The organism is Rossellomorea pakistanensis, from assembly GCF_016908495.1.
GTDB lineage: Bacteria > Bacillota > Bacilli > Bacillales > Bacillaceae_B > Rossellomorea > Rossellomorea pakistanensis.
The window spans coordinates 461,738-481,729 of sequence record NZ_JAFBDZ010000004.1; the positions used below are offsets into that span (position 1 = coordinate 461,738).

Annotated in this window: 18 protein-coding genes; 2 read left to right on the forward strand and 16 right to left on the reverse strand. The window is 38.7% G+C overall.

The features are described 5' to 3' along the window. Nucleotides 1-29: 29 nt before the first annotated feature. From JOC86_RS19780 to JOC86_RS19805, 6 genes are all read right to left on the reverse strand, one after another. Complete coding sequence (locus JOC86_RS19780) at nt 30-1,565, reverse strand: ABC-F family ATP-binding cassette domain-containing protein (protein ID WP_205174649.1); 1,536 nt, start codon at nt 1,563-1,565, stop codon at nt 30-32. A gap of 821 nt (nt 1,566-2,386) precedes the next feature. Next, the gene (locus tag JOC86_RS19785; protein ID WP_338021791.1) at nt 2,387-2,785 is read right to left on the reverse strand and encodes a VOC family protein; all 399 of its coding nucleotides are present in this window, start codon (nt 2,783-2,785) and stop codon (nt 2,387-2,389) included. Between the two features lie 563 nt (nt 2,786-3,348). Further along, complete coding sequence (locus tag JOC86_RS19790) at nt 3,349-3,588, reverse strand: hypothetical protein (protein ID WP_205174651.1); 240 nt, start codon at nt 3,586-3,588, stop codon at nt 3,349-3,351. A gap of 158 nt (nt 3,589-3,746) precedes the next feature. Then, nucleotides 3,747-4,244, reverse strand: coding sequence for a GNAT family N-acetyltransferase (locus JOC86_RS19795; RefSeq protein WP_205174652.1), 498 nt, complete (start codon nt 4,242-4,244; stop codon nt 3,747-3,749). A 346-nt stretch (nt 4,245-4,590) separates the two neighbouring features. Beyond that, nucleotides 4,591-4,932 (reverse strand): hypothetical protein, encoded by a 342-nt coding sequence (locus tag JOC86_RS19800; protein WP_205174653.1) that lies wholly within the window; start codon nt 4,930-4,932, stop codon nt 4,591-4,593. 27 nt (nt 4,933-4,959) lie between these two features. After that, complete coding sequence (locus JOC86_RS19805) at nt 4,960-7,854, reverse strand: hypothetical protein (protein WP_205174654.1); 2,895 nt, start codon at nt 7,852-7,854, stop codon at nt 4,960-4,962. 517 nt (nt 7,855-8,371) lie between these two features. Here JOC86_RS19805 and JOC86_RS19810 point away from each other — a divergent pair. Beyond that, complete coding sequence (locus JOC86_RS19810) at nt 8,372-9,970, forward strand: FAD-dependent monooxygenase (RefSeq protein WP_205174655.1); 1,599 nt, start codon at nt 8,372-8,374, stop codon at nt 9,968-9,970. A 200-nt stretch (nt 9,971-10,170) separates the two neighbouring features. Continuing rightward, nucleotides 10,171-10,368 carry a hypothetical protein gene (locus tag JOC86_RS19815; RefSeq protein ID WP_205174656.1) on the forward strand — a complete coding sequence of 66 codons (198 nt, stop codon included), beginning with the start codon at nt 10,171-10,173 and terminating at the stop codon, nt 10,366-10,368. 84 nt (nt 10,369-10,452) lie between these two features. Here the strand turns inward: JOC86_RS19815 and JOC86_RS19820 are convergent, their stop codons facing one another. The 10 genes from JOC86_RS19820 to JOC86_RS19865 all read right to left on the reverse strand — a co-directional run bounded on the left by JOC86_RS19820 (nt 10,453) and on the right by JOC86_RS19865 (nt 19,931). Further along, nucleotides 10,453-11,367 (reverse strand): PhzF family phenazine biosynthesis protein, encoded by a 915-nt coding sequence (locus JOC86_RS19820; RefSeq protein WP_205174657.1) that lies wholly within the window; start codon nt 11,365-11,367, stop codon nt 10,453-10,455. 702 nt (nt 11,368-12,069) lie between these two features. Further along, nucleotides 12,070-12,435, reverse strand: coding sequence for a cupin domain-containing protein (locus JOC86_RS19825; RefSeq protein ID WP_205174658.1), 366 nt, complete (start codon nt 12,433-12,435; stop codon nt 12,070-12,072). 77 nt (nt 12,436-12,512) lie between these two features. Continuing rightward, entirely contained in the window at nt 12,513-12,953 is a 441-nt protein-coding gene (locus tag JOC86_RS19830) for a DinB family protein (RefSeq protein WP_338021796.1), read from the reverse strand. Nucleotides 12,954-13,114: 161 nt separating this feature from the next. Then, nucleotides 13,115-13,846, reverse strand: a complete 732-nt coding sequence (locus tag JOC86_RS19835) for an exonuclease domain-containing protein (protein ID WP_205174660.1) — start codon at nt 13,844-13,846, stop codon at nt 13,115-13,117. After that, entirely contained in the window at nt 13,843-14,835 is a 993-nt protein-coding gene (locus JOC86_RS19840; RefSeq protein WP_205174661.1) for a DUF294 nucleotidyltransferase-like domain-containing protein, read from the reverse strand. Before JOC86_RS19840 ends, JOC86_RS19835 begins: the two co-directional genes overlap by 4 nt. A 64-nt stretch (nt 14,836-14,899) precedes the next feature. Next, nucleotides 14,900-16,171, reverse strand: a complete 1,272-nt coding sequence (locus JOC86_RS19845; RefSeq protein WP_205174662.1) for an ammonium transporter — start codon at nt 16,169-16,171, stop codon at nt 14,900-14,902. A gap of 668 nt (nt 16,172-16,839) precedes the next feature. Continuing rightward, complete coding sequence (locus JOC86_RS19850) at nt 16,840-17,658, reverse strand: uroporphyrinogen-III synthase (RefSeq protein ID WP_205174663.1); 819 nt, start codon at nt 17,656-17,658, stop codon at nt 16,840-16,842. Nucleotides 17,659-17,940: 282 nt separating this feature from the next. Then, nucleotides 17,941-18,816 carry an ROK family protein gene (locus JOC86_RS19855; RefSeq protein WP_205174664.1) on the reverse strand — a complete coding sequence of 292 codons (876 nt, stop codon included), beginning with the start codon at nt 18,814-18,816 and terminating at the stop codon, nt 17,941-17,943. Nucleotides 18,817-18,834: 18 nt separating this feature from the next. Next, on the reverse strand, nt 18,835-19,548 hold the full coding sequence (locus JOC86_RS19860; RefSeq protein WP_205174734.1) for a GntR family transcriptional regulator: 714 nt from the start codon (nt 19,546-19,548) through the stop codon (nt 18,835-18,837). Between the two features lie 200 nt (nt 19,549-19,748). Beyond that, on the reverse strand, nt 19,749-19,931 hold the full coding sequence (locus JOC86_RS19865) for a hypothetical protein (RefSeq protein WP_205174665.1): 183 nt from the start codon (nt 19,929-19,931) through the stop codon (nt 19,749-19,751). Between the last annotated feature and the right edge of the window lie 61 nt (nt 19,932-19,992).

A 19,992-nucleotide genomic window follows, 5' to 3' on the forward strand; every position in this document is an offset into this window, starting at 1 on the left:
CATTACTCCTAGTCTTCATTCCAAAATTTTCATCTCGTTTTACTAATGTTAAGAACGTCATCTACCCATTCGCGATAGAACTTCTCTTCATGAGAAACAAGTAGTATACTCCCGCTAAACTGTACCAATGCGAATTGCAAAGCCTTTTTGGCTTCCGAATCTAAGTGATTGGTCGGTTCGTCCAAAATTAGAAAATTACAAGGTGAGAGCAATAGGCAGCACAATTTTACTTTCGATTGCTCTCCGCCACTTAGTGTATGGATGGCTTGTGATACATTGGTATCTTTCAAACCGCATTGCGCCAATTGATGACGAACTTCCTTTATACTAAGCTTGGGAAATTGCTCTGATATGATCTCGATTGGTGTCATGACTTCATTTTCCCAAGCTAAATCTTGCTCATAATAACCGATTTTTATTTGTTCCCCAAACCGGAATTCTCCAGAAATGGCCGGGATATGTCGAACCAAGGTTTTTAATAAAGTTGATTTTCCTACTCCGTTAAAACCGGTGATAACGAGCTTTTGCCCGCCTAGTACAGAGAAGTTTATTTTCGGCAAAAGGGATGAATCATAACCTACTTCAAGGTCATCTACACTTAGAACCTTCTGTGTAGAAAGGGGAAGCTCACGAAAACGGATGGATGGTTGATGAATAAATTCTGGTGGAGTAATTCTCTCCATCCTTTCAAGTTGCTTCCTACGTCCTTGAGCGATTCTAGAATTGACACCGGCAATATTTCTTCGGATATATTCTTCCGTTTTTTCGATCTTTTTTTGCTGAGCATGAAATTGCCGAATATAATCCTTTCGCAAGTGCCCCTTTTGTCGTAGAAAATCCGAATATTTCCCATGGTATTTTTTAATGGTTCCAAATTCGATATCACAAATACAGGTTGCTATTTTTTCTAATAAGTCATAATCGTGAGAAACGACAATGAAAGCCCCATCGAATACCATTAAATAATTTGAAAGCCATTCAATATGTTCCTTATCAAGAAAATTCGTAGGCTCATCTAGCAATAAAACTTCCGGTTTTTCAAGCAGAAGCTTAGCCAGAATCACTTTAGCTCTCTGTCCACCACTTAACCCCTGGATCGTACGGTTGATTCCAATGGAGTTAATCCCCAAGCCATAAACAATTTTATGAATCCTGCTGTCTAAAGAATAAAAGTCACTAGCTTCAAGTTGTTCTTGATATTCCGCGGCTTGCCGTAACAGATCATTTTCACCAGTAACAGCACTTTCCTGATAGAGCTTATTCATTCGCTTTTCAAGTTCAAATAAATCAGTAAATGCCGTTATTAGGTATTCTGAAATCGTATCATTTTCATTAATTTCGGCATATTGGTCAAGATGTCCAATTTGAATATCAGACTGCCATTTCACACTTCCTTTATCAGGAATGATTTCCTCTAACAATATTTTAAGAAGAGTGCTTTTCCCTGATCCATTTTGACCAACGATCCCCATGTGTTCCCCTTTATACAAGTCAAAGAAAGCATTCTCATATAGAGTTTTATCAATAAAACTATGTGTTAAATTTCTAACTTCAAGTAAGCTCATAATTTTTTCCCTCTTTTCCTCAAATAAAAAAAGCAGAGGGGTAGCGCCTTTTAGGACGCTAGCCCTCTGCTTTGTTTTTTGTACCTTAAGATACACCAACATAAACTATCTCAATTTTTGAAAAAACTCATTGAAATAGCTATAACAAAGGGCCATAGACAAAGCATTGTCTATGGCCCTTCAATCTATTATCCATCAGCCAATAGTCATAACGAAATAAGCATAGTAAAACTACACTTTTAAAGACTATCAGCCGATGAATATAGGAAACATTACGCTTCCTGATTAAGCTCCGTACAACGCTTCATCGTATACATTTGTAGGGAGCTAAGTTTTCTAACAAGTTTTCCAAATAGTATATATTTCATTTAAAACACCTTCTTTATCGGGTATTTTAACATAATGGTTTATAGGAGACAATGACAATCTAATACTTGAAAGTAACCTTATAAGCGTTCGATTTGAAAAAAAGTAACAAAATCTTACCTATAGTAACCATGTAGATTACTATTTCATGATTACTGTATTCAAAAATATGTTGCCAAGTACCTTGGAAAAATCGTTTTTTCGTAATACTTAAAGCAAGTCGTTTTGACGGTCTCAATCGAGGGCTTTCGTAACGTGTTTCTTTGGCAAATTCAATTTGACGGTATCGAGAGAGGCAATTCTTATCATGAAACTTCACCTATGCCTATTTGACACCATTAAAAAGCCGTTTATTGCAGTTCAACTACTTTAACGGCTCGATCATACTCTTATGAGGTCTTATCTAGTTTTCATAATAGCTATCATTCAATACGTATTCCTCAATTTAGGCAAATTTACTCTTCTTCACCTTTAGGCATCTTACTCATATCTCTATACAACACATTCCACCGATGTCCGTCCGAATCAGTGAAACCAGCACCGTATAACCAACTCTCATCTTGTGGTTCACTAAAGATTGTACCACCTGCTTCTACTGCCCTTTTCACCATACTGTCTACTTCTTCTTTGCTCTCTGCATCAATAGAAAGCAATACTTCGGAGGTTTGGTTTGCATCTGTAACATCGTTTCTTACAAAATTCTTGAACGTAGGCTCTGGAAAAAGCATGACGATAACATTATTATCTCCCATCACCAAACCAGCCATTTCATCACTATCAATATGGCGCGGGTGAAATGTAAATCCAAGTTTGGTAAAAAACTCTTTCGATTTAGTAATATCTTTCACCGGCAAGTTAATCCAAAATTCTTTTTTCATAAAAATCTCCTTTTCATTCGTTTTTCTAATAAATTTTAGTTAAAGAAACATGTTGTGGATTCTACTAAATTTCCGGCTTTTGTTATTTTGGTATTACTAGAAACTTCGATTTAAATTCTAATAATTCCTTCCCATTCTTATGGATGGACACAACTTTACTATTGAAAAATGATGATGGATTGATGAAGTTCATAAGAGATTCTATAAATTTAACTATTCTCCATCTTTCATATCTTTTTTATATTTTATTGATAACAGGGATGAATGAAAATGCTTTGGAAATTTGGGCAGGTTTATAAAAAAATAATCTTATGTTTTTCGAACACCTATCAGTATTCAAAACGGAAGTACTTTAATCCTCTGGAGTAAAATTGGCTCAAAATAAGAAATCATGACCAAAACGATCATGATTCCTTATTTTTACTATTTTTATCTTTTGGATCCTGTTCTTTTTTCGAAACTAAATTGGAAGTCCGAATTTGTGCTGACCTTAAATTATTGTTTGGTGCAGCTTGTTTATTCCAATCACCCAATTCGGCTCACCTGCTTTCTTGATCTTTTACCTTATTTCCGCCCATTAATTCACCAAAACGTTTCATTTCTTCATCTTCAGGAACATAATGGAATGGATTTCTTTCCTGTTTGAATTCCCCTTTTGTATCTACTTGAATTCCTATCGTTTCTCCTGCTGATGCTGTAGAATCATTGATAATCCCTTCTTTTTCCCCATCAAAATGAGGGGTCGATTCAACATGCGAATTTTCATTTTCACGTGGCATATGATCATCTCCTTTAGTGTTAAGATGAGTATTTAGAAGAATTCTATTCTTCATTCTTGTTACTATTTTTAATAAGACAGATTATTAGGTTAAAGAAGAAATTGTTCTTTTGATACCGCCTTTTCTACTTCCTCACAGTTTCGTGGCTTCCATCCTCTTTACTTCAACACCTTTCCCATAATGATGAATTCTTGAGGCACATTTGGATAGAATCCCACGCGAATAATCATCCAGCCTTGCTTTTGGTAAAATAAAATCGCATTAGTATTATTTTTTCGAACCGTTAATACAGCTGTTTTTTCTCGTCTATTTTGACATAAAATTTGAATTAACTGCTTTGCAATTCCCTGCCTTCTGTATCGAGGGTGAACACCTAATTCCGCTAGCTCCATGCAGTCCTTCACCCATCCAGTATAGGGGTGTAAATGATTAGCCAATAGATCATGATAATATTGACCTCTGACAGAAGTGTATCCATAAATATATCCTGCAACTTGATCATCTTTTATCATCAAATATCCCTCAAAATTTGGATATTGAGAATGAAGCTGAAATTGCTTTTTCATGGCTATTGGATCGGCTCCAAAAAGAAAACCATATAATTCAATCGTTTTATAAAAATAAGGACCCTCCACCTTAAACGGAACAATTTTCATATTTTCACTACCTCCTAATCGGATATAGTTTGATTGAAAAATGGATTACTTTCTTCATTTTCTGAGGGGATGTTTTCCTTCTTTGTTTTAAAATGTAGTCAATTCACTTCGCCTAAAAACCATTCAATCCCATTATATGGTCGAATTAATGAAGAAAGACGCTTTCCATTTTACAGAAAGGTATAGAGTTTACCCGAATCTATTGAGGCTCCAAATTAAAAAAGATTTTGGACATACCACCAATTTATTCACCTACAAACCAAATTCGTACTCGACGCAGAAAAAGCTGACCTAAAAGTTTACTTAGAGTATCCTTTTAGAGTCAGCCTCAAAGTTTTATGACGTTTTATTTAAGTTGAATTTCTACAGAAGTTGAATTTTTGTTGTTTCTGGAAACCTTGATTCCTGTGCTTCCTTTTTTTTGAATAATTTCAAACTTAACCTTTCCCTCTATATTCGATACATCTATTCTATAGACTTTCTCTGCTTCAGGCTCCAGTGTATCTTGCTGCGCTGGTTGATCATCTATATAAACAGGTAAAAATTCTTTTGGTGAGGAGTCTTTAGTGTATGCATTTATAGTGATTTGGCGGCTAAGGGTTAGATTCTGGTTTTTAACTTTTACATATAGATTATCATTATTCTTCTTCTTTTTAATCGTACAGCGTGAGACCATTGTTTTTGACATATAATCTCCTCCTATTCTTTAATTTTTTTACTCTTTTTTGAGAGAATTAATAGCATCAAGGATAGCTTTACGATTACTGTTTTCTTCTTTTAGCATTCCGTTCAGCGTATGAGTGAGGTTCGAGATTAGGGAGTCTGTATTTCCTGAATTCTGATTTCCATTTAAGCCTTGCATCATACCAAGTGTTGATAGCATAGCGATTAATGCAGCACTATTATCAGTCACATTGATAATGGTATTGTTTCCATTTGTAAAGGTATTGTGTCCAGCGTTTGCTTCTGATTCTGATTCTGATTCTGATTCTGCCTCTGCTTCTGCTTCTGCCTCCGCTTCTGCTTCTGCTTCCGCCTCTGCTTCTGCTTCTGCCTCTGCTTCTGCTTCCGCTTCTGCCTCCGCTTCTGCTTCCGCCTCTGCTTCTGCTTCTGCCTCCGCTTCTGCTTCCGCCTCTGCTTCTGCTTCTGCCTCCGCTTCTGCTTCCGCCTCTGCTTCCGCTTCTGCTTCTGCTTCCGCCTCTGCTTCTGCTTCCGCTTCTGCTTCCGCCTCTGCTTCCGCCTCTGCTTCTGCTTCCGCTTCTGCCTCCGCTTCTGCTTCTGCCTCTGCTTCCGCTTCTGCTTCTGCCTCTGCTTCCGCTTCTGCCTCCGCTTCTGCTTCTGCCTCTGCTTCCGCTTCTGCTTCTGCCTCTGCTTCCGCTTCTGCTTCTGCCTCTGCTTCCGCTTCTGCTTCTGCCTCTGCTTCCGCTTCTGCCTCCGCTTCTGCTTCTGCCTCTGCTTCCGCTTCTGCTTCCGCCTCTGCTTCCGCTTCTGCTTCTGCTTCCGCCTCTGCTTCTGCTTCCGCTTCTGCTTCTGCTTCTGCTTCCGCCTCTGCTTCCGCTTCTGCTTCTGCCTCTGCTTCCGCTTCTGCTTCTGCCTCTGCTTCTGCTTCTGCTTCCGCCTCTGCTTCTGCTTCTGCCTCCGCTTCTGCTTCTGCTTCTGCCTCTGCTTCCGCTTCTGCCTCTGCTTCTGCCTCTGCTTCCGCTTCTGCTTCTGCCTCTGCTTCTGCCTCTGCTTCCGCTTCTGCCTCCGCTTCTGCTTCTGCTTCTGCTTCTGCTTCCGCCTCTGCTTCTGCTTCTGCCTCTGCTTCCGCTTCTGCTTCTGCTTCCGCTTCTGCTTCTGCCTCTGCTTCCGCTTCCGCTTCTGCTTCCGCCTCTGCTTCCGCTTCTGCTTCTGCCTCTGCTTCCGCTTCTGCCTCCGCTTCTGCTTCCGCCTCTGCTTCCGCTTCTGCCTCTGCTTCTGCTTCTGCCTCTGCTTCCGCTTCTGCTTCTGCCTCTGCTTCTGCTTCTGCCTCCGCTTCTGCTTCTGCTTCCGCTTCTGCTTCTGCTTCCGCCTCTGCTTCTGCTTCTGCTTCTGCCTCTGCTTCTGCTTCTGCTTCTGCCTCTGCTTCCGCCTCTGCTTCCGCTTCTGCTTCCGCCTCTGCTTCTGCTTCTGCTTCTGCTTCTGCTTCCGCTTCTGCCTCTGCTTCTGCTTCCGCTTCTGCCTCTGCTTCTGCTTCTGCCTCTGCTTCCGCCTCTGCTTCCGCTTCTGCCTCTGCTTCTGCTTCTGCCTCTGCTTCTGCTTCTGCCTCTGCTTCCGCTTCTGCTTCTGCTTCCGCCTCTGCTTCTGCTTCCGCTTCTGCCTCTGCTTCCGCTTCCGCCTCTGCTTCCGCTTCTGCCTCTGCTTCCGCTTCTGCCTCCGCTTCTGCTTCTGCCTCCGCTTCTGCTTCTGCCTCTGCTTCCGCTTCTGCTTCTGCTTCCGCCTCTGCTTCCGCTTCTGCCTCCGCTTCTGCTTCCGCTTCTGCTTCTGCCTCTGCTTCCGCTTCTGCCTCTGCTTCCGCTTCTGCTTCCGCCTCTGCTTCTGCTTCCGCCTCTGCTTCCGCTTCTGCTTCTGCTTCCGCCTCTGCTTCTGCTTCCGCTTCTGCTTCTGCTTCTGCTTCTGCTTCCGCCTCTGCTTCTGCTTCCGCCTCTGCTTCTGCTTCCGCCTCTGCTTCCGCTTCTGCTTCTGCTTCTGCTTCTGCTTCTGCCTCTGCTTCTGCTTCCGCTTCTGCCTCTGCTTCTGCCTCTGCTTCTGCTTCCGCCTCTGCTTCCGCTTCTGCTTCCGCTTCTGCCTCCGCTTCCGCTTCCGCTTCTGCCTCCGCTTCCGCTTCCGCTTCTGCTTCTGCTTCTGCTTCTGCCTCTGCTTCTGCTTCCGCCTCTGCTTCCGCTTCTGCTTCTGCTTCCGCCTCTGCTTCTGCTTCTGCTTCTGCTTCTGCTTCTGCTTCCGCCTCTGCTTCTGCTTCCGCCTCTGCTTCTGCTTCCGCTTCTGCTTCTGCTTCTGCTTCCGCCTCTGCTTCTGCTTCCGCTTCTGCTTCTGCCTCTGCTTCCGCTTTTGCTTCTGCCTCTGCTTCCGCTTCTGCCTCCGCTTCTGCTTCTGCCTCCGCTTCTGCTTCCGCTTCTGCCTCTGCTTCTGCTTCTGCTTCTGCCTCTGCTTCTGCTTCCGCCTCTGCTTCCGCTTCTGCTTCCGCTTCTGCCTCCGCTTCTGCTTCTGCCTCCGCTTCTGCTTCTGCTTCCGCTTCTGCCTCCGCTTCCGCTTCTGCCTCCGCTTCCGCTTCTGCTTCCGCTTCTGCCTCTGCTTCTGCTTCTGCCTCTGCTTCTGCTTCTGCCTCTGCTTCTGCCTCTGCTTCCGCTTCTGCTTCTGCTTCCGCTTTTGCTTCTGCCTCTGCTTCAGATTCCACTTCCACTTCTGCTTCCGCTTCTGCTTCTGCTTCAGCATTAGCTTCAGCATTAGCCTCAGCATTGGATTCAGATGATACATCTAGATCTAATTCTAATTCATCAATCTTTTTCCAAGGATTATAGGCATTACATCGTTTACAATGCTTCTTAGGTTTTTCACATTCATAATCACAAAATAAACATTTCCAAAGATTCATATAGTAACCTTCTTTCCTATAGATGGGCAAGCTATAAATAACTTGTCTACTATAGGGTATGAATTTGAATAATAAGTGGTATAGTTCGTCCAACTATCTTTTGCGAAAAACTCACACAATTTAAAGAGGGAAATCCTATTTTTAGAAATATACTAGTTTTTTCCTATAGAATCTCATGATATTAATAGCCAGAATTCTTGATTTACCTTCTTTTAAGATGACATTCATAAAGCCGCACAGCATTCCATATCTACAAATATCGCGATGTAGACTTGAATAATTTTAATCTATGAATCTATGAGTAAAAAGAAAGGATGGTTTTATAAATTTTGTTAGATGGAAAATGGAAAGACGAGACACTATCAAATTTCATGTGACCAGTAGAAAATTTGAGATCACTTCAAACAGTTATCCATGGCAAACACAAAAAATAGGTTATAGCCCTGAGCAATATCGTCATAGTATGAAAGGCGGTATGTAAAACGATCCTCAACTCAACAAAAAAGGAGTATATGATATGAATAATAAAATTCAATACGATGTAGATGTACTTATCTCAGGAGCAGGACCAACTGGACTAACACTTGCATGTGAATTAATTCGTTTCGGTGTTAGCTGTATAGTAATCGACAAAGCAGAAAGTACTTCTACTCAAACCAAAGCTCTTGGAGTGATGGCAAGAACTCTTGAGCATCTAGAACGAATGGGAGTGGCTCAAGAGTTTATAAATCGTGGGCATCCAACAGGGACTTTCAATGCTTATTCTGGGGAGGTCTTATTGGCTAGATTAGATTTTAACAATACATTAAAAAGCCTGTTTCCTTTTGTTTTGATGATTCCACAGAATATTACAGAGAATATTCTATATTCCTATTATAAAAATATGGGTGGAAAGGTTGAATGGAACACTGAATTGACGAGTTTTACCCATGATAGGACAGGAGTGGAAGCAAAATTCTTACATTCAGATGGTAGTCTGGAGTCAATTAAAGCGAAATATTTAATTGGGTGTGACGGTGCCCATAGCTTCGTACGTCATTCCTTACCATTAGAGTTTGAAGGAATAACCCTTTTTCAACAACAATTTGCACTGGCTGATTTAGTGGTAGATTCAACACTTCCAGATAATGAAATTTTTGCATTTGTTAAAAATGGAAAGTTTATTGCTTATTTCCCTATGAAAGATGGGCAACATCGAATCATGATCACAACAGAAGACACATTGAATCCTCATTCGCCTGTTGGACTTGAGGAGATCCAAAGCGTTATAGATGAAGCAGGGCCTAAAGGAGCAATTGTTCATAGTCCCACTTGGACATCAAGATTTCAAGTAAATCAAAGAAAAGTAAAAAAAGGGAACATCGGTCGAATCTTTTTGGCTGGAGATGCGGCTCATATCCATTCTCCAGTAGGTGCTCAAGGAATGAACACAGGAATGCAAGATTCATTCAATTTAGGCTGGAAGTTAGCTTATGTTTTGAAACATCAGTGTTCACCAGACTTGCTGGATAGTTATACAGAAGAAAGAGAACCCGTCTGGTCCTCTCTTCTTAAGGGCACCGAGCTTGCTACAAGAATGATCCTAAAGGAAAGCCATTTCTTTCAAATCATTCGCAATATAATGGCTCCGAAGGTTACTTCCATCAATAAAGTAAAAGTAAGACTTATGAATACATTATCACAAGTTGGAATTCATTATCGTTCGAGTTCAATAGTGGAGGAAGGAAAGGGGTTAAAATCAAATACTCCTATGAAATTCAAAAGAAAAAAATCAATATATGCCGGAGATCGTGCACCTAATGGGCTGATAAATAACTTCAAATTATTTGAAGTGAATCGTGGGATTGACTTAATCATTTTACTATTTTTAAACAATAAAAATGAAAATCATGAATACAGAGAAAAATTAATGAAACAAAATGTACCTTACCAGATATACCAAATAACATCCGACCCTAATTACCCACAATTACAAGAGTATAAGCATCATTTGGGAATAATAGATCAAGGAATTGTGGTGGTTAGACCAGATGATTATATTAGCTTTATTTGTGAGGAGCCATCCCCTGAACTTCTTATGCAACACCTTGAAAAATTCTCTCATCTTGAAAAATAAAGAAGCGATTACTATAAATAGTAAAGATACAAATCTTATATCTAGATTTGTATCATTTACTATTTTTTGTTTTAGAAAGATTTCGTTTACGATAACCATGTTAGCTGTCCCTAAACTTACCCTTTATAAAGAAGAATTAGAATGAATTTCGATCAATTGAAAATACTAAATTAAAATACCTTGATACAGGAGGAAATCCCATGCCACATCAAAAAAAGAATAGCCATAAGCTAGATCCGTATAACAATCAATTTAATCGCATCAATAAAGAAGATGATACATATGGAATATTTAAACAAGAAATGGAAGTCGATACAGATGTCAACGAAGACCAAAATCGAGAAAAATTATTGGATGAATCATTAGAATCATTTCTAGACTCAAAAAAAGAACAGTAATAATAAATGCATCAAAGTGTAAAGAAAGCTTTACATCTATTTAAAGTTCCCGTTTGCGATTGAAACATCGTATGACCGTAAAGTCTATTTCCAAAATTTCACTCCCTTTTCGTGAACGGAAGATGATAAAAACCATTCACCTTGGGCGATTTTGACTACTCTTCCCCCAACATTAACATCGATTCTTCCATTATTTTCGCTTGCTTTTAGAAACAATAAAGAAGGTCTTTTGATTTCATACCCTTGCTCTACACGAAGGTTGATTTCCCTTTTTTCATAATAGCGGTATTTTACTAAATATGACGCTAAACAACCATTAGAACTTCCAGTGGCAGCGTCTTCGGGGATACCATAATAATCAGCAAAATCTCGAACGTTTAAATCATTTTCCGAATGATAGGCTTCTGGAGAAAAAACGATTATTCCTTTTGCATCCAAAGTTTCAATTAACTCATAGTATTTTTCTTTTTGGATTTTTACTTTTTTAACGGCTTCTAAAGATTTTAAGGGGACAACGATTACTGGAAGGCCAGTTGAAACCTCTTGAATAGGAAACCTTTCATCTACGAATCCCTTATCTATCTTTAAAACATCACAAACCTGATCTATATCTAAAATAGTCCCAAAGGATGGTTCATTTTGTTTCATCCATATACTATTTTCTTGATGATCAAATGAAACCGGAATTTCTCCTGCTTTAAAGTTTACTTTCAGCTTATTTAATGGTTTCTTTATGATTTCATTTTGGATTATATAGGCAGTCCCTAATGCCGGGTGACCAGCAAATGGAATCTCTTCAGCAGGGGTAAAAATACGAACGTCATAACCATCGTTATAGTTTGAACCTATAAAAGTTGTCTCAGAAAAATTAATTTCTTCAGCAATTTGTTGCATTTCTCGATCTGATATATTTCCCGTATCTCTAAAAACAGCAAGCTGATTTCCTGTATATTTCCCTTGCGAAAAAACATCAACAATAAAATAGTTCATTTTCTTCATAAGTTGTCCCTCGTTTATTTTGAAATTTTCCAGTGAATAAGAAAATTAAATAAGCCTCCACTTTAAAAATGATTTCTTGATTATTAGTTAAATATCTAGATAAAAAGTCTAGTATATTTTATAAATTGTAACTTTACTGACTCGCTAATGTATTTGATATTTCCATTAATGCTTTTTTGATGATGACAGATTTTTAGGGAATCAGTCTTTACCTTTATGTAAATGCTCGCTCTCTTTACTTTTTGGTTAGCCGTATTATTTCGATGAATTTTTATTATAAGAAAAGAAATATACACCAATAGAAAGTAAGGTGCCATAAGTTACCCAAAGCCCCATAACGATACTCAACAGGTTTTGAATGAATAATACGGTCGATACGATCAGCAACATTAAAAAGCTTATAAGTATAGCCATTTTCATATGATCACCCTTTACTTATTTTCATTAGTTTGGGTATACATCTATTCTAAAACAATACTCTTTTTAAACATTGTCATTTGAAAATTCCGTTACTTCCATTTTATTCGAAATATTGTAAAAGTACTCAATCATTTATAAAAAACACGCTCCATAAAAGAACGTGCTCATCAAGTTATGAAGCTATTCATTACAGTGGTATTATTCGTCTCAAGAATTTTCCCTGAGCTCAATATATTTACTCTTTATTTTCGGATTAAATTTACAAGCTCTAGACCGGTACGATTAAATCCATACATCATTTTCAGCAGTTAGTTCACTGCTGGCTTCACCTGTGTTGACGACTCCCTTAGGTTCAACAATCATGATGTGACATTCCTTCTCGGCATAAGGTTTGTGCTCTACGCCTTTGGGTATCACGTACATTTCCCCTTTAGAAAGTTTCACCTCACCATCTCGGAATTCGATTACCATTTCTCCTTCGATCACCATGAATACTTCATCAGTGTCTTTATGATCATGCCATACAAAATCTTCTTGAATCTTGACTAGCTTAAACTGATAGTCATTCATTTCCCCAATAACTTTGGGTGACCAATGTTCACTAAATTTGGACAGCTTCTCACTTAGATTAATAGCCTGATATTCCATTTAAATCCCTCCGCAGTGCTATTGATAGCACTATTAGTTTCGGTAAATTACTTTTATTCTTACATCAAAAAAAGTTTCTATTTTCCAATTATTTGTTTTAAATGATGATTCATATGGTCAAGATAATCCGTTACTAACCATTCTAAAGTTACTGCCTTTTGCTCTTCCGTTTTACATTGAAGCTCCAACTGTTCGTCTGTAATAGCTGATAAAAGGTAGATTATTTGAGTATTAAGAGAAGTCCATATATTAAGGATCTCTTCAACTGAAAATTTACTATGATATTGATGTACTTGTACCCATAAATCTTGATTGTAACCACTTATTACAATTGGTTCTTTTGATATAAGAATTTCAACAAACCTTTTATGATTGATATTAGCTGAATCACATAAATGACCTAAGATTTCTTTTTTAGACCACTTTGATGGGCGCGGTTTATAATCGATATCAGTAAGAGAGAGAACTTTTTTAGGAACAACCTGAATGATACCTTCTAATTGAGACGCTATGTTCACCAATTCATCTTCCCCCTTTTTAAAGTAACTGTCCCTTTCATAAGGACTGACTGACTAAAAGCTCTATTCATTTATATATTCTTCACCTTATTTCCCGAGAACACCTTCTCTTATTCCTTTTCAAGAAAAATTTTGGCTGTATTTTATCACTCTATCCTCTATCACTTTATCGAAATCCTTTCATACACATCGTGTAAATTTTTACACCCTAAACCCTGAACTTTCTTTACATAAACACTCCATAATCGCGCAGCCATCTTCGCATCCCCCAATGCATGATGTCGATCTTGTACAGAAATCCCACAATGTTCACAGTAGTCTTCTAATCGAACCAGATTGATATTTGCTTCTGCAATTTTAAACAAGAATGACGTATCGATGATTCGGTGTTTCAATGGTGAACGAAACAGCTTCCAATTTGAATGCTGGAGGAAATTCTTTTCATGATCGGCGTGATGAGCAACAAGAACATCCCCTTTGACAAATTTATAAAATTCAACAAGGACTTCAGAAACTTCAGGGGCTTTTGCCACGTCCTCCTCCCTTATTCCTGTCAATTCCCTAATTTCAGGGGGAAGGGCGCGATCACAACGAACAAGTGAATAGAATGTTTCATTAGGCTGAACCGTTTCGCCCTTTACTTTTATCGCCCCGATCGAGAGAATTTCATCCCCTTGTTCAGGAAAAAATCCGGTTGTTTCCAAATCAAAAACAACAACACTTAACTCTTTTAATGGAATCGATAAACTCTCGTTAAGCTTCCTTTCTTTTTCTAATTGTCTTAGAAAGGCATGATGCTGCGGATTTGATTGTCTCTGTAACGGCGCATATATACTAGAATGAACTTTACTTTGTACTTGTTTCATAAATTGAATAATGGGATCAAATCTCATTTTTCTAACGCCCTGTTAATGATGGACTCCGTATCATCCTGTAGCCTTTTACCATTTAGAAAAATTTGCTTAATTTCTTTTCTTTCGATTTTGTTAAGCTTTTTCACATCAAGATAATGGGCATCATCATAATTTTCTGTAATGTTTTTATGATACTGAAGCCGATATTGTAGTAATTTTTCAAAATCTTCTTTGTACATTTCTAACCTCTTCCTATATTCAGGAAATCCAGTAAGCTTCTCAAGCCGTGATATTGTTGAGGTTCCACCAACCTTTTCTTTAATGGCTAGTAAGCGAATCGAATTCACAAATGGGAAAAAGGCTGAATGCTTCAAATCCATACATCCTGCATAGGGGCCATGCGTTTCAGGTAATAACTGACGAAAGATCCCCACTGATTTCTTCACATGCCTTGTATTAACCAATAGACGATTTAAAAAATCTGGCTGTTTTTCGATGAATTCATGTATTTGTTGTTTTAGGAGTTTGACACCGCCGTCTTCACCAATAAGGTTACGGGCATCATATAAGATCAACAAAAAACGAACGGACTCAAAGCTTTCTTCTTCCAACCATTCTGTCAGTTGAACCTTCCATTCTTGTTTTGACTTACACCATAATGGGTTTGAACTCATCACATCGCCTTCGCAAAAAGGGTATCCGATTGTATGCAAGCCTTTGGTGATTTCTTCCCCCAGCATCCGGAAATAGTTGCTGTTTTCCTCATTAGCTGCTTCATAGATCAACCCATGGTCTTGATCACTGATGATGGCCTGCTCAAATCTTCCTGCACTCCCCATAACAAACCAGGAATAGCGACAAGGAGGTGGTCCCAAGTCTTCCTTCACTTTGTTCAATGCCATCACAAAAAGTTTCTTCATCACACTATCGTGAAAATGATTTAACTCATCCGTACTTGATTGATGATTCACGACATTGCTTAAGCGCCAATTTTTCAAAGATAAATATGGAGTATGAAGCTCACTCATTCTATACACCCCTAAACCTGTGAAAGCATTGAGGTCAGACCTCAATGCTTTCACTCGCTAAAGTTCAACTGCTAATCTTTTGTTCTTCTCTTGCTATGAAAGCTTCAGGATAACCGTAGCTACCATGTTCACTTACATCTAAACCAATAATCTCTTCTTCCTCCGTGACACGTAATCCGCCCATTACTTTTTTCATCACATATAAAATAACGAATGAGACTGCAAAAGCGTAAACACCTGACACTGCAACCCCCATCACTTGCACGCCGAGTTGTGTGATACCTCCCCCATAAAATAATCCAGGCAAGCCAACGGTCGCCAGTTCTGGTGTCGCAAACAATCCAGTCGACAATGTCCCCCACACACCTGCTGCCCCGTGAACAGACAAAGCAAAGATTGGATCATCGATTTTAAGCTTTTCAACAAGCTTCATACTGTAGAATACGAGAACTCCAGCCACTATGCCAATGATCACGGCAGCCCATGTTTCCACAAATGCGCAAGAAGCTGTAATGGCAACAAGTCCTGCCAATGCACCATTTAACATCGTCGGAATATCGGATTTCCCTAGAACAATCCATGAAATAATTAACGCTGAAACGGCTCCTGCACCAGCCGCGACGTTCGTATTTAAGGCGACAAATCCGAAAAATCCATCATCAACTACAAAGGTACTCCCCGCATTAAAACCGAACCAGCCAATCCATAAAACTAAGACCCCTAAGGCTGTAAAAACTTGATTATGACCAAAAATATTGTTCGCAGACCCATTTTTATTAAATTTCCCCATTCTTGGTTTTAAAAGAATGGTCGCCGCGAATGCAGCCATAGCGCCTGTTAAGTGAACAACTGTCGAGCCCGCGAAATCCTGCTTTCCGTGCTCGGCCAACCAGCCGCCACCCCAGATCCAGTGTGCCACTACAGGATAGATTAGAGCGGAGAAAAGAACGGCAAAAACCACATAGGCTGAAAGTTTGCCTCGTTCCGCAAATCCTCCGAAAGCAATCGTTAAGGAAATTCCAGCAAACGCAAGCTGGAACATAAAGAAAGCGGCTGTTGAATAGCTCATTCCTTCGATTTCGTAACCTGAATAGAAAAAGTCAGTCAATCCAATGAAAAAGTTTCCGTTATCCCCAAATATAAATCCGTAACCCACTGCCCAAAACATAATAGAGGCAATTCCAAATGTAAAAATCGTCTTCCCTGCTATATGACCAGCGTTTTTCATTCGGGTTGAACCCGCTTCAAGTAAAATAAACCCGCCTTGCATAAAAATGACCAATATAGCCGCTAGCATTAACCACACACTATTTAACGAAAAAATGATGTCCTCCATGAATAGCCCTCCAGTGTCAGATTTAAAGTTTAGTAATGTTATAAAAAGTAACATTTCCTATTGGTTACTCTTATTTTAAACTGATAATTCTGACATTCAACGATCATGTCAGGAAATCTAACATGGTTTTGTTTTCAGATAACAAAAGGCTGTCCTAAAGTCGACCAGGAATCATATGTGTCGTCCATAGATGAAAATACTCCTTAGGTTTTCTTCTATCTATTGACGTAATGGTTCCTGAGAATTGATTTTAGGACAGCCCTTTACTTTTATTAGTAATACCGGAATGAATAGTCCCCTGCATCTTAACATGTGCGTAAATTTGAGTTCTTGTGCATGAATTAGTTATTTTGTGCATAAAATTAGATTCTTATGCACTTACTAGTCATTTTCGTGCATAAAATCGAAAAGTGGTGCATTACTACATTTAAGACAAGGAAAATGATGATTCTCCTTAGACTTGGAGTGGCCTGGAATGAATAATCGTATGAATTCAATAGGAAAAACAAAGAATGAATGATCATTTAATCAAAAATTAGAACAACAGAACAGCAAATTATGTAGTGTAGTAGGAAAGTGGAGTCGTCCGAAAAGGGCAGGTCCAGAAAGTGAAAATAGAAAAAATTCAAAATGAACCTTCTGAAAGTAGAAAAGTCCCTTTACTACCCTTAACCCTGTTGCCTCTCTTTATAATACTGGGATAGCTTCATAATCATCGCGCCCATACGTTGTTTTTCGGGCTGCAGCACGTTCTCCACCCCTTCTTCGATTAAAGCTTCTGCCGTTATCTTTCCAACTGCTGCAGCTATGATTTTTTCATTAAACATGTTAAGAATGTCCGTCAAGTACTGATTTTCTCGTGCAAAGTCAAAAAGGTAACGAACCTGAAGTGCGGTAGTGAAGCAAACGGCATCTACTTTACCTGCTAGTATTTCACGGCATAATTCGTCAAAAACTTGAGGATCTGGTGAAATATGTTTGTACGGAAGAATTTGTGAGCAAACCGCTCCATTTTCCTCTAAAAACTGAATAAGCTTTGGTGCTGTATCCCCATGAAGCTGAATCGCTACTTTCTGTCCTTTGAGATCAAATGGTTCGAGTGAACGGATTAACCCTTGGGTTGTACCGTCGTCATCAATAGCGCTTGGCTTCACACCCTGTTTTTTTAAAGCTGTGAGGGTCTTATAACCTCTAATAGCTACTTTCGCATTTTTAATGGTTGTAATAAAACGATCTAGAATTCCCAGCTTTTCTGCCATCTCGATCAGTGTTTCAGTTCCGGTACCTGTAGTAAAAATGATCCAATCCACGCCTTCATTTACGATTTGTGTCAGTTCAGGTTCTACCTCATCTTCAGCCAAATATACGGTTCCTTGAGCGGGTCTAACGATTGGAATTCCTCCCTGTTTTTCTACTAAAATACTCATCTCTTCCGTTTTTCGTGATCCAGCTAGAACGATACGCTTGCCTTTAAGTCCTTTTGTCATGAACACCTCTCCTAGTAAACAATCATTTTTTGTTAGATACAGTTTAAAAAAAGTGAGTTTCTATGTACAGTGTTTTATTGTCATCTTTATGTAAATACTTCTATTTATAATACTATACAAACTTTTTTAATCAAAAAAACATGAGAAAATTGATTTTTAATAACCTAAACAAAAAGCACCTACACTCTTCTTAATGTAGATGCTCTAATAATACAATCTTTTTAATCCTAAATAACCTTTATGGTGAGCTTCAAAATTAGAAGCGACACACACTCACACAACCTATTCGATCTCTAATGCTTCCTTAGCCAATATAAACGAACCAATTACCCCCGCATTATCACCTAAACCAGGACCCACAATATAGTTTTCGATATCAGTCGACATTTCCGGAAATGAAATGTAATCATTCAATAGTTCTTTTAAATTTTTATAAATGGATGGGAATATTTTTTCTTGTTTCATTACCCCGCCACCTAAAATAATTTTTTTAGGGGAAAGGATTAAAATATATTGCATAAGGGCTTGGGCTAAATAATATCCTTCTAATTCCCATACTTCTTCTTTGTGTTTTAAGTGAATCCCTTTATTCCCCCAACGTTCTTCAATAGCAGGACCTGCGGCAAGTCCTTCTAAACAGTCTTGATGATACGGACATTTTCCCAAATAGCTATCCTTAGGATGGCGTCTAACATACGTATGTCCCATTTCAGGATGGGATAGTCCTTGAAGAACCTTACCATGTACTATAGCTCCTGCTCCGATACCCGTTCCAACCGTTATATACAAACAACTGTCTAAACCCTTAGCTGCTCCAAGCGTTGCTTCTCCTAATGCTGCGGCATTAACATCGGTATTAAACCCAATGGGAACACCAAACGCATCTTGGAACGTTTGAACAAAGGGAAAGTTTTTCCACTTTGTCTTAGGAGTAGAAGTAATATATCCATAGTTTGAACTATCATGATTAACATCAATTGGTCCAAATGAGCCAATACCAATTCCTTTAATAGAATATTGTTTGAAAAACGATATCACTTCTGCAATTGTTTCTTCTGGAAATGTAGTCGGAATCTCTATTCTATCTTTCATTGTGCCGCTTTCTTCCCCCACAGCACATACGAATTTCGTGCCACCTGCTTCTATTCCTCCAAACATGAGAATTCCTCCTAAAGATTAATGTTTTATATTTACAGAGGTTACTACGAATTTATCGTAACGATGACGTGAAAAGGAATATTCAAACGGAGTCCCATTGTCTAAAAATCCTACATGTTCTACTTCTAATATAGGGTCATCTTTTTCACATTGTAAATGGGTTTGGTCTAGCTCATCAGACTTACACGCTCTAATTTTCCGATGTGTACCTGCTATCTTTAGTTTCAGGTCATTTTTTATATAATGATAAACTGACTGATGAAGAACCTCATCATTGATTCCAGGAATTAAATTCGTTGGCATATACGTTTTTTCCATTACATAAGGCTCTCCCTCTACAATTCTTAGACGAATTAAATAGTAAACTGGAGTAGTTGTATCAATTGCTAAATGGGCAGCTACTTCCGTTGTTGGAAATTGAACTTCGAACTTTATAATCTCACTCTTTATTTCTTTTCCTTTTAGTAGACCTGTCAATCCAACAATTTCATTACTAACAACATGGACATGATTATCCTGGATAGCTGATTGAACAATAAACGTTCCATGTCCTCTTTTTCTGTATAATAACCCTTCCATCACTAATATATCGAGCGCTTTCCTCATAGTCATTCGACTACAATGGAATTCTTTTGCTAGCGATAATTCATCCGGTAATGGTTGATCAATAGGATAAAAGCTGGTTTTTACCCTATTTCTCATCTCATTTGAAATAGTTTCATATTTACTCATGTCATTTCCCCACCCGGCTACAAATTTATTTGCTTGTTGCTTCTTAAAATGAAACAGAGCATTAACTTTTCCTGCATCATTTAAAAAAACAACTTTCGTTCCCATTAACTTTTCTTTACAAATTCATCTATTCTCTTCTTAACTTCCTAATGAAAATTCCTCCGTCGATTCCAGTATCAAATGCAATTCAAATAAAATTCTCACATTCTTGTGCATTTCCTTTCTAATTTTCTGGGAAGGGTTGCACAGTTACCATCATTATCTAATTCATTAGGAATTTTAACAACCTCTAGTTCTGCTTTCATGTTTTTATTCATACTATCCGTTACAGCACCTATTGTAAGAAAATCCACTCCAGGCTGGGGGAACTCGTTTAAGCTCATTTTCCGCAGAAGTCTCGCCCCCCCTTACAATTATCAAGAATATTCGTTACCATTGCCAAAA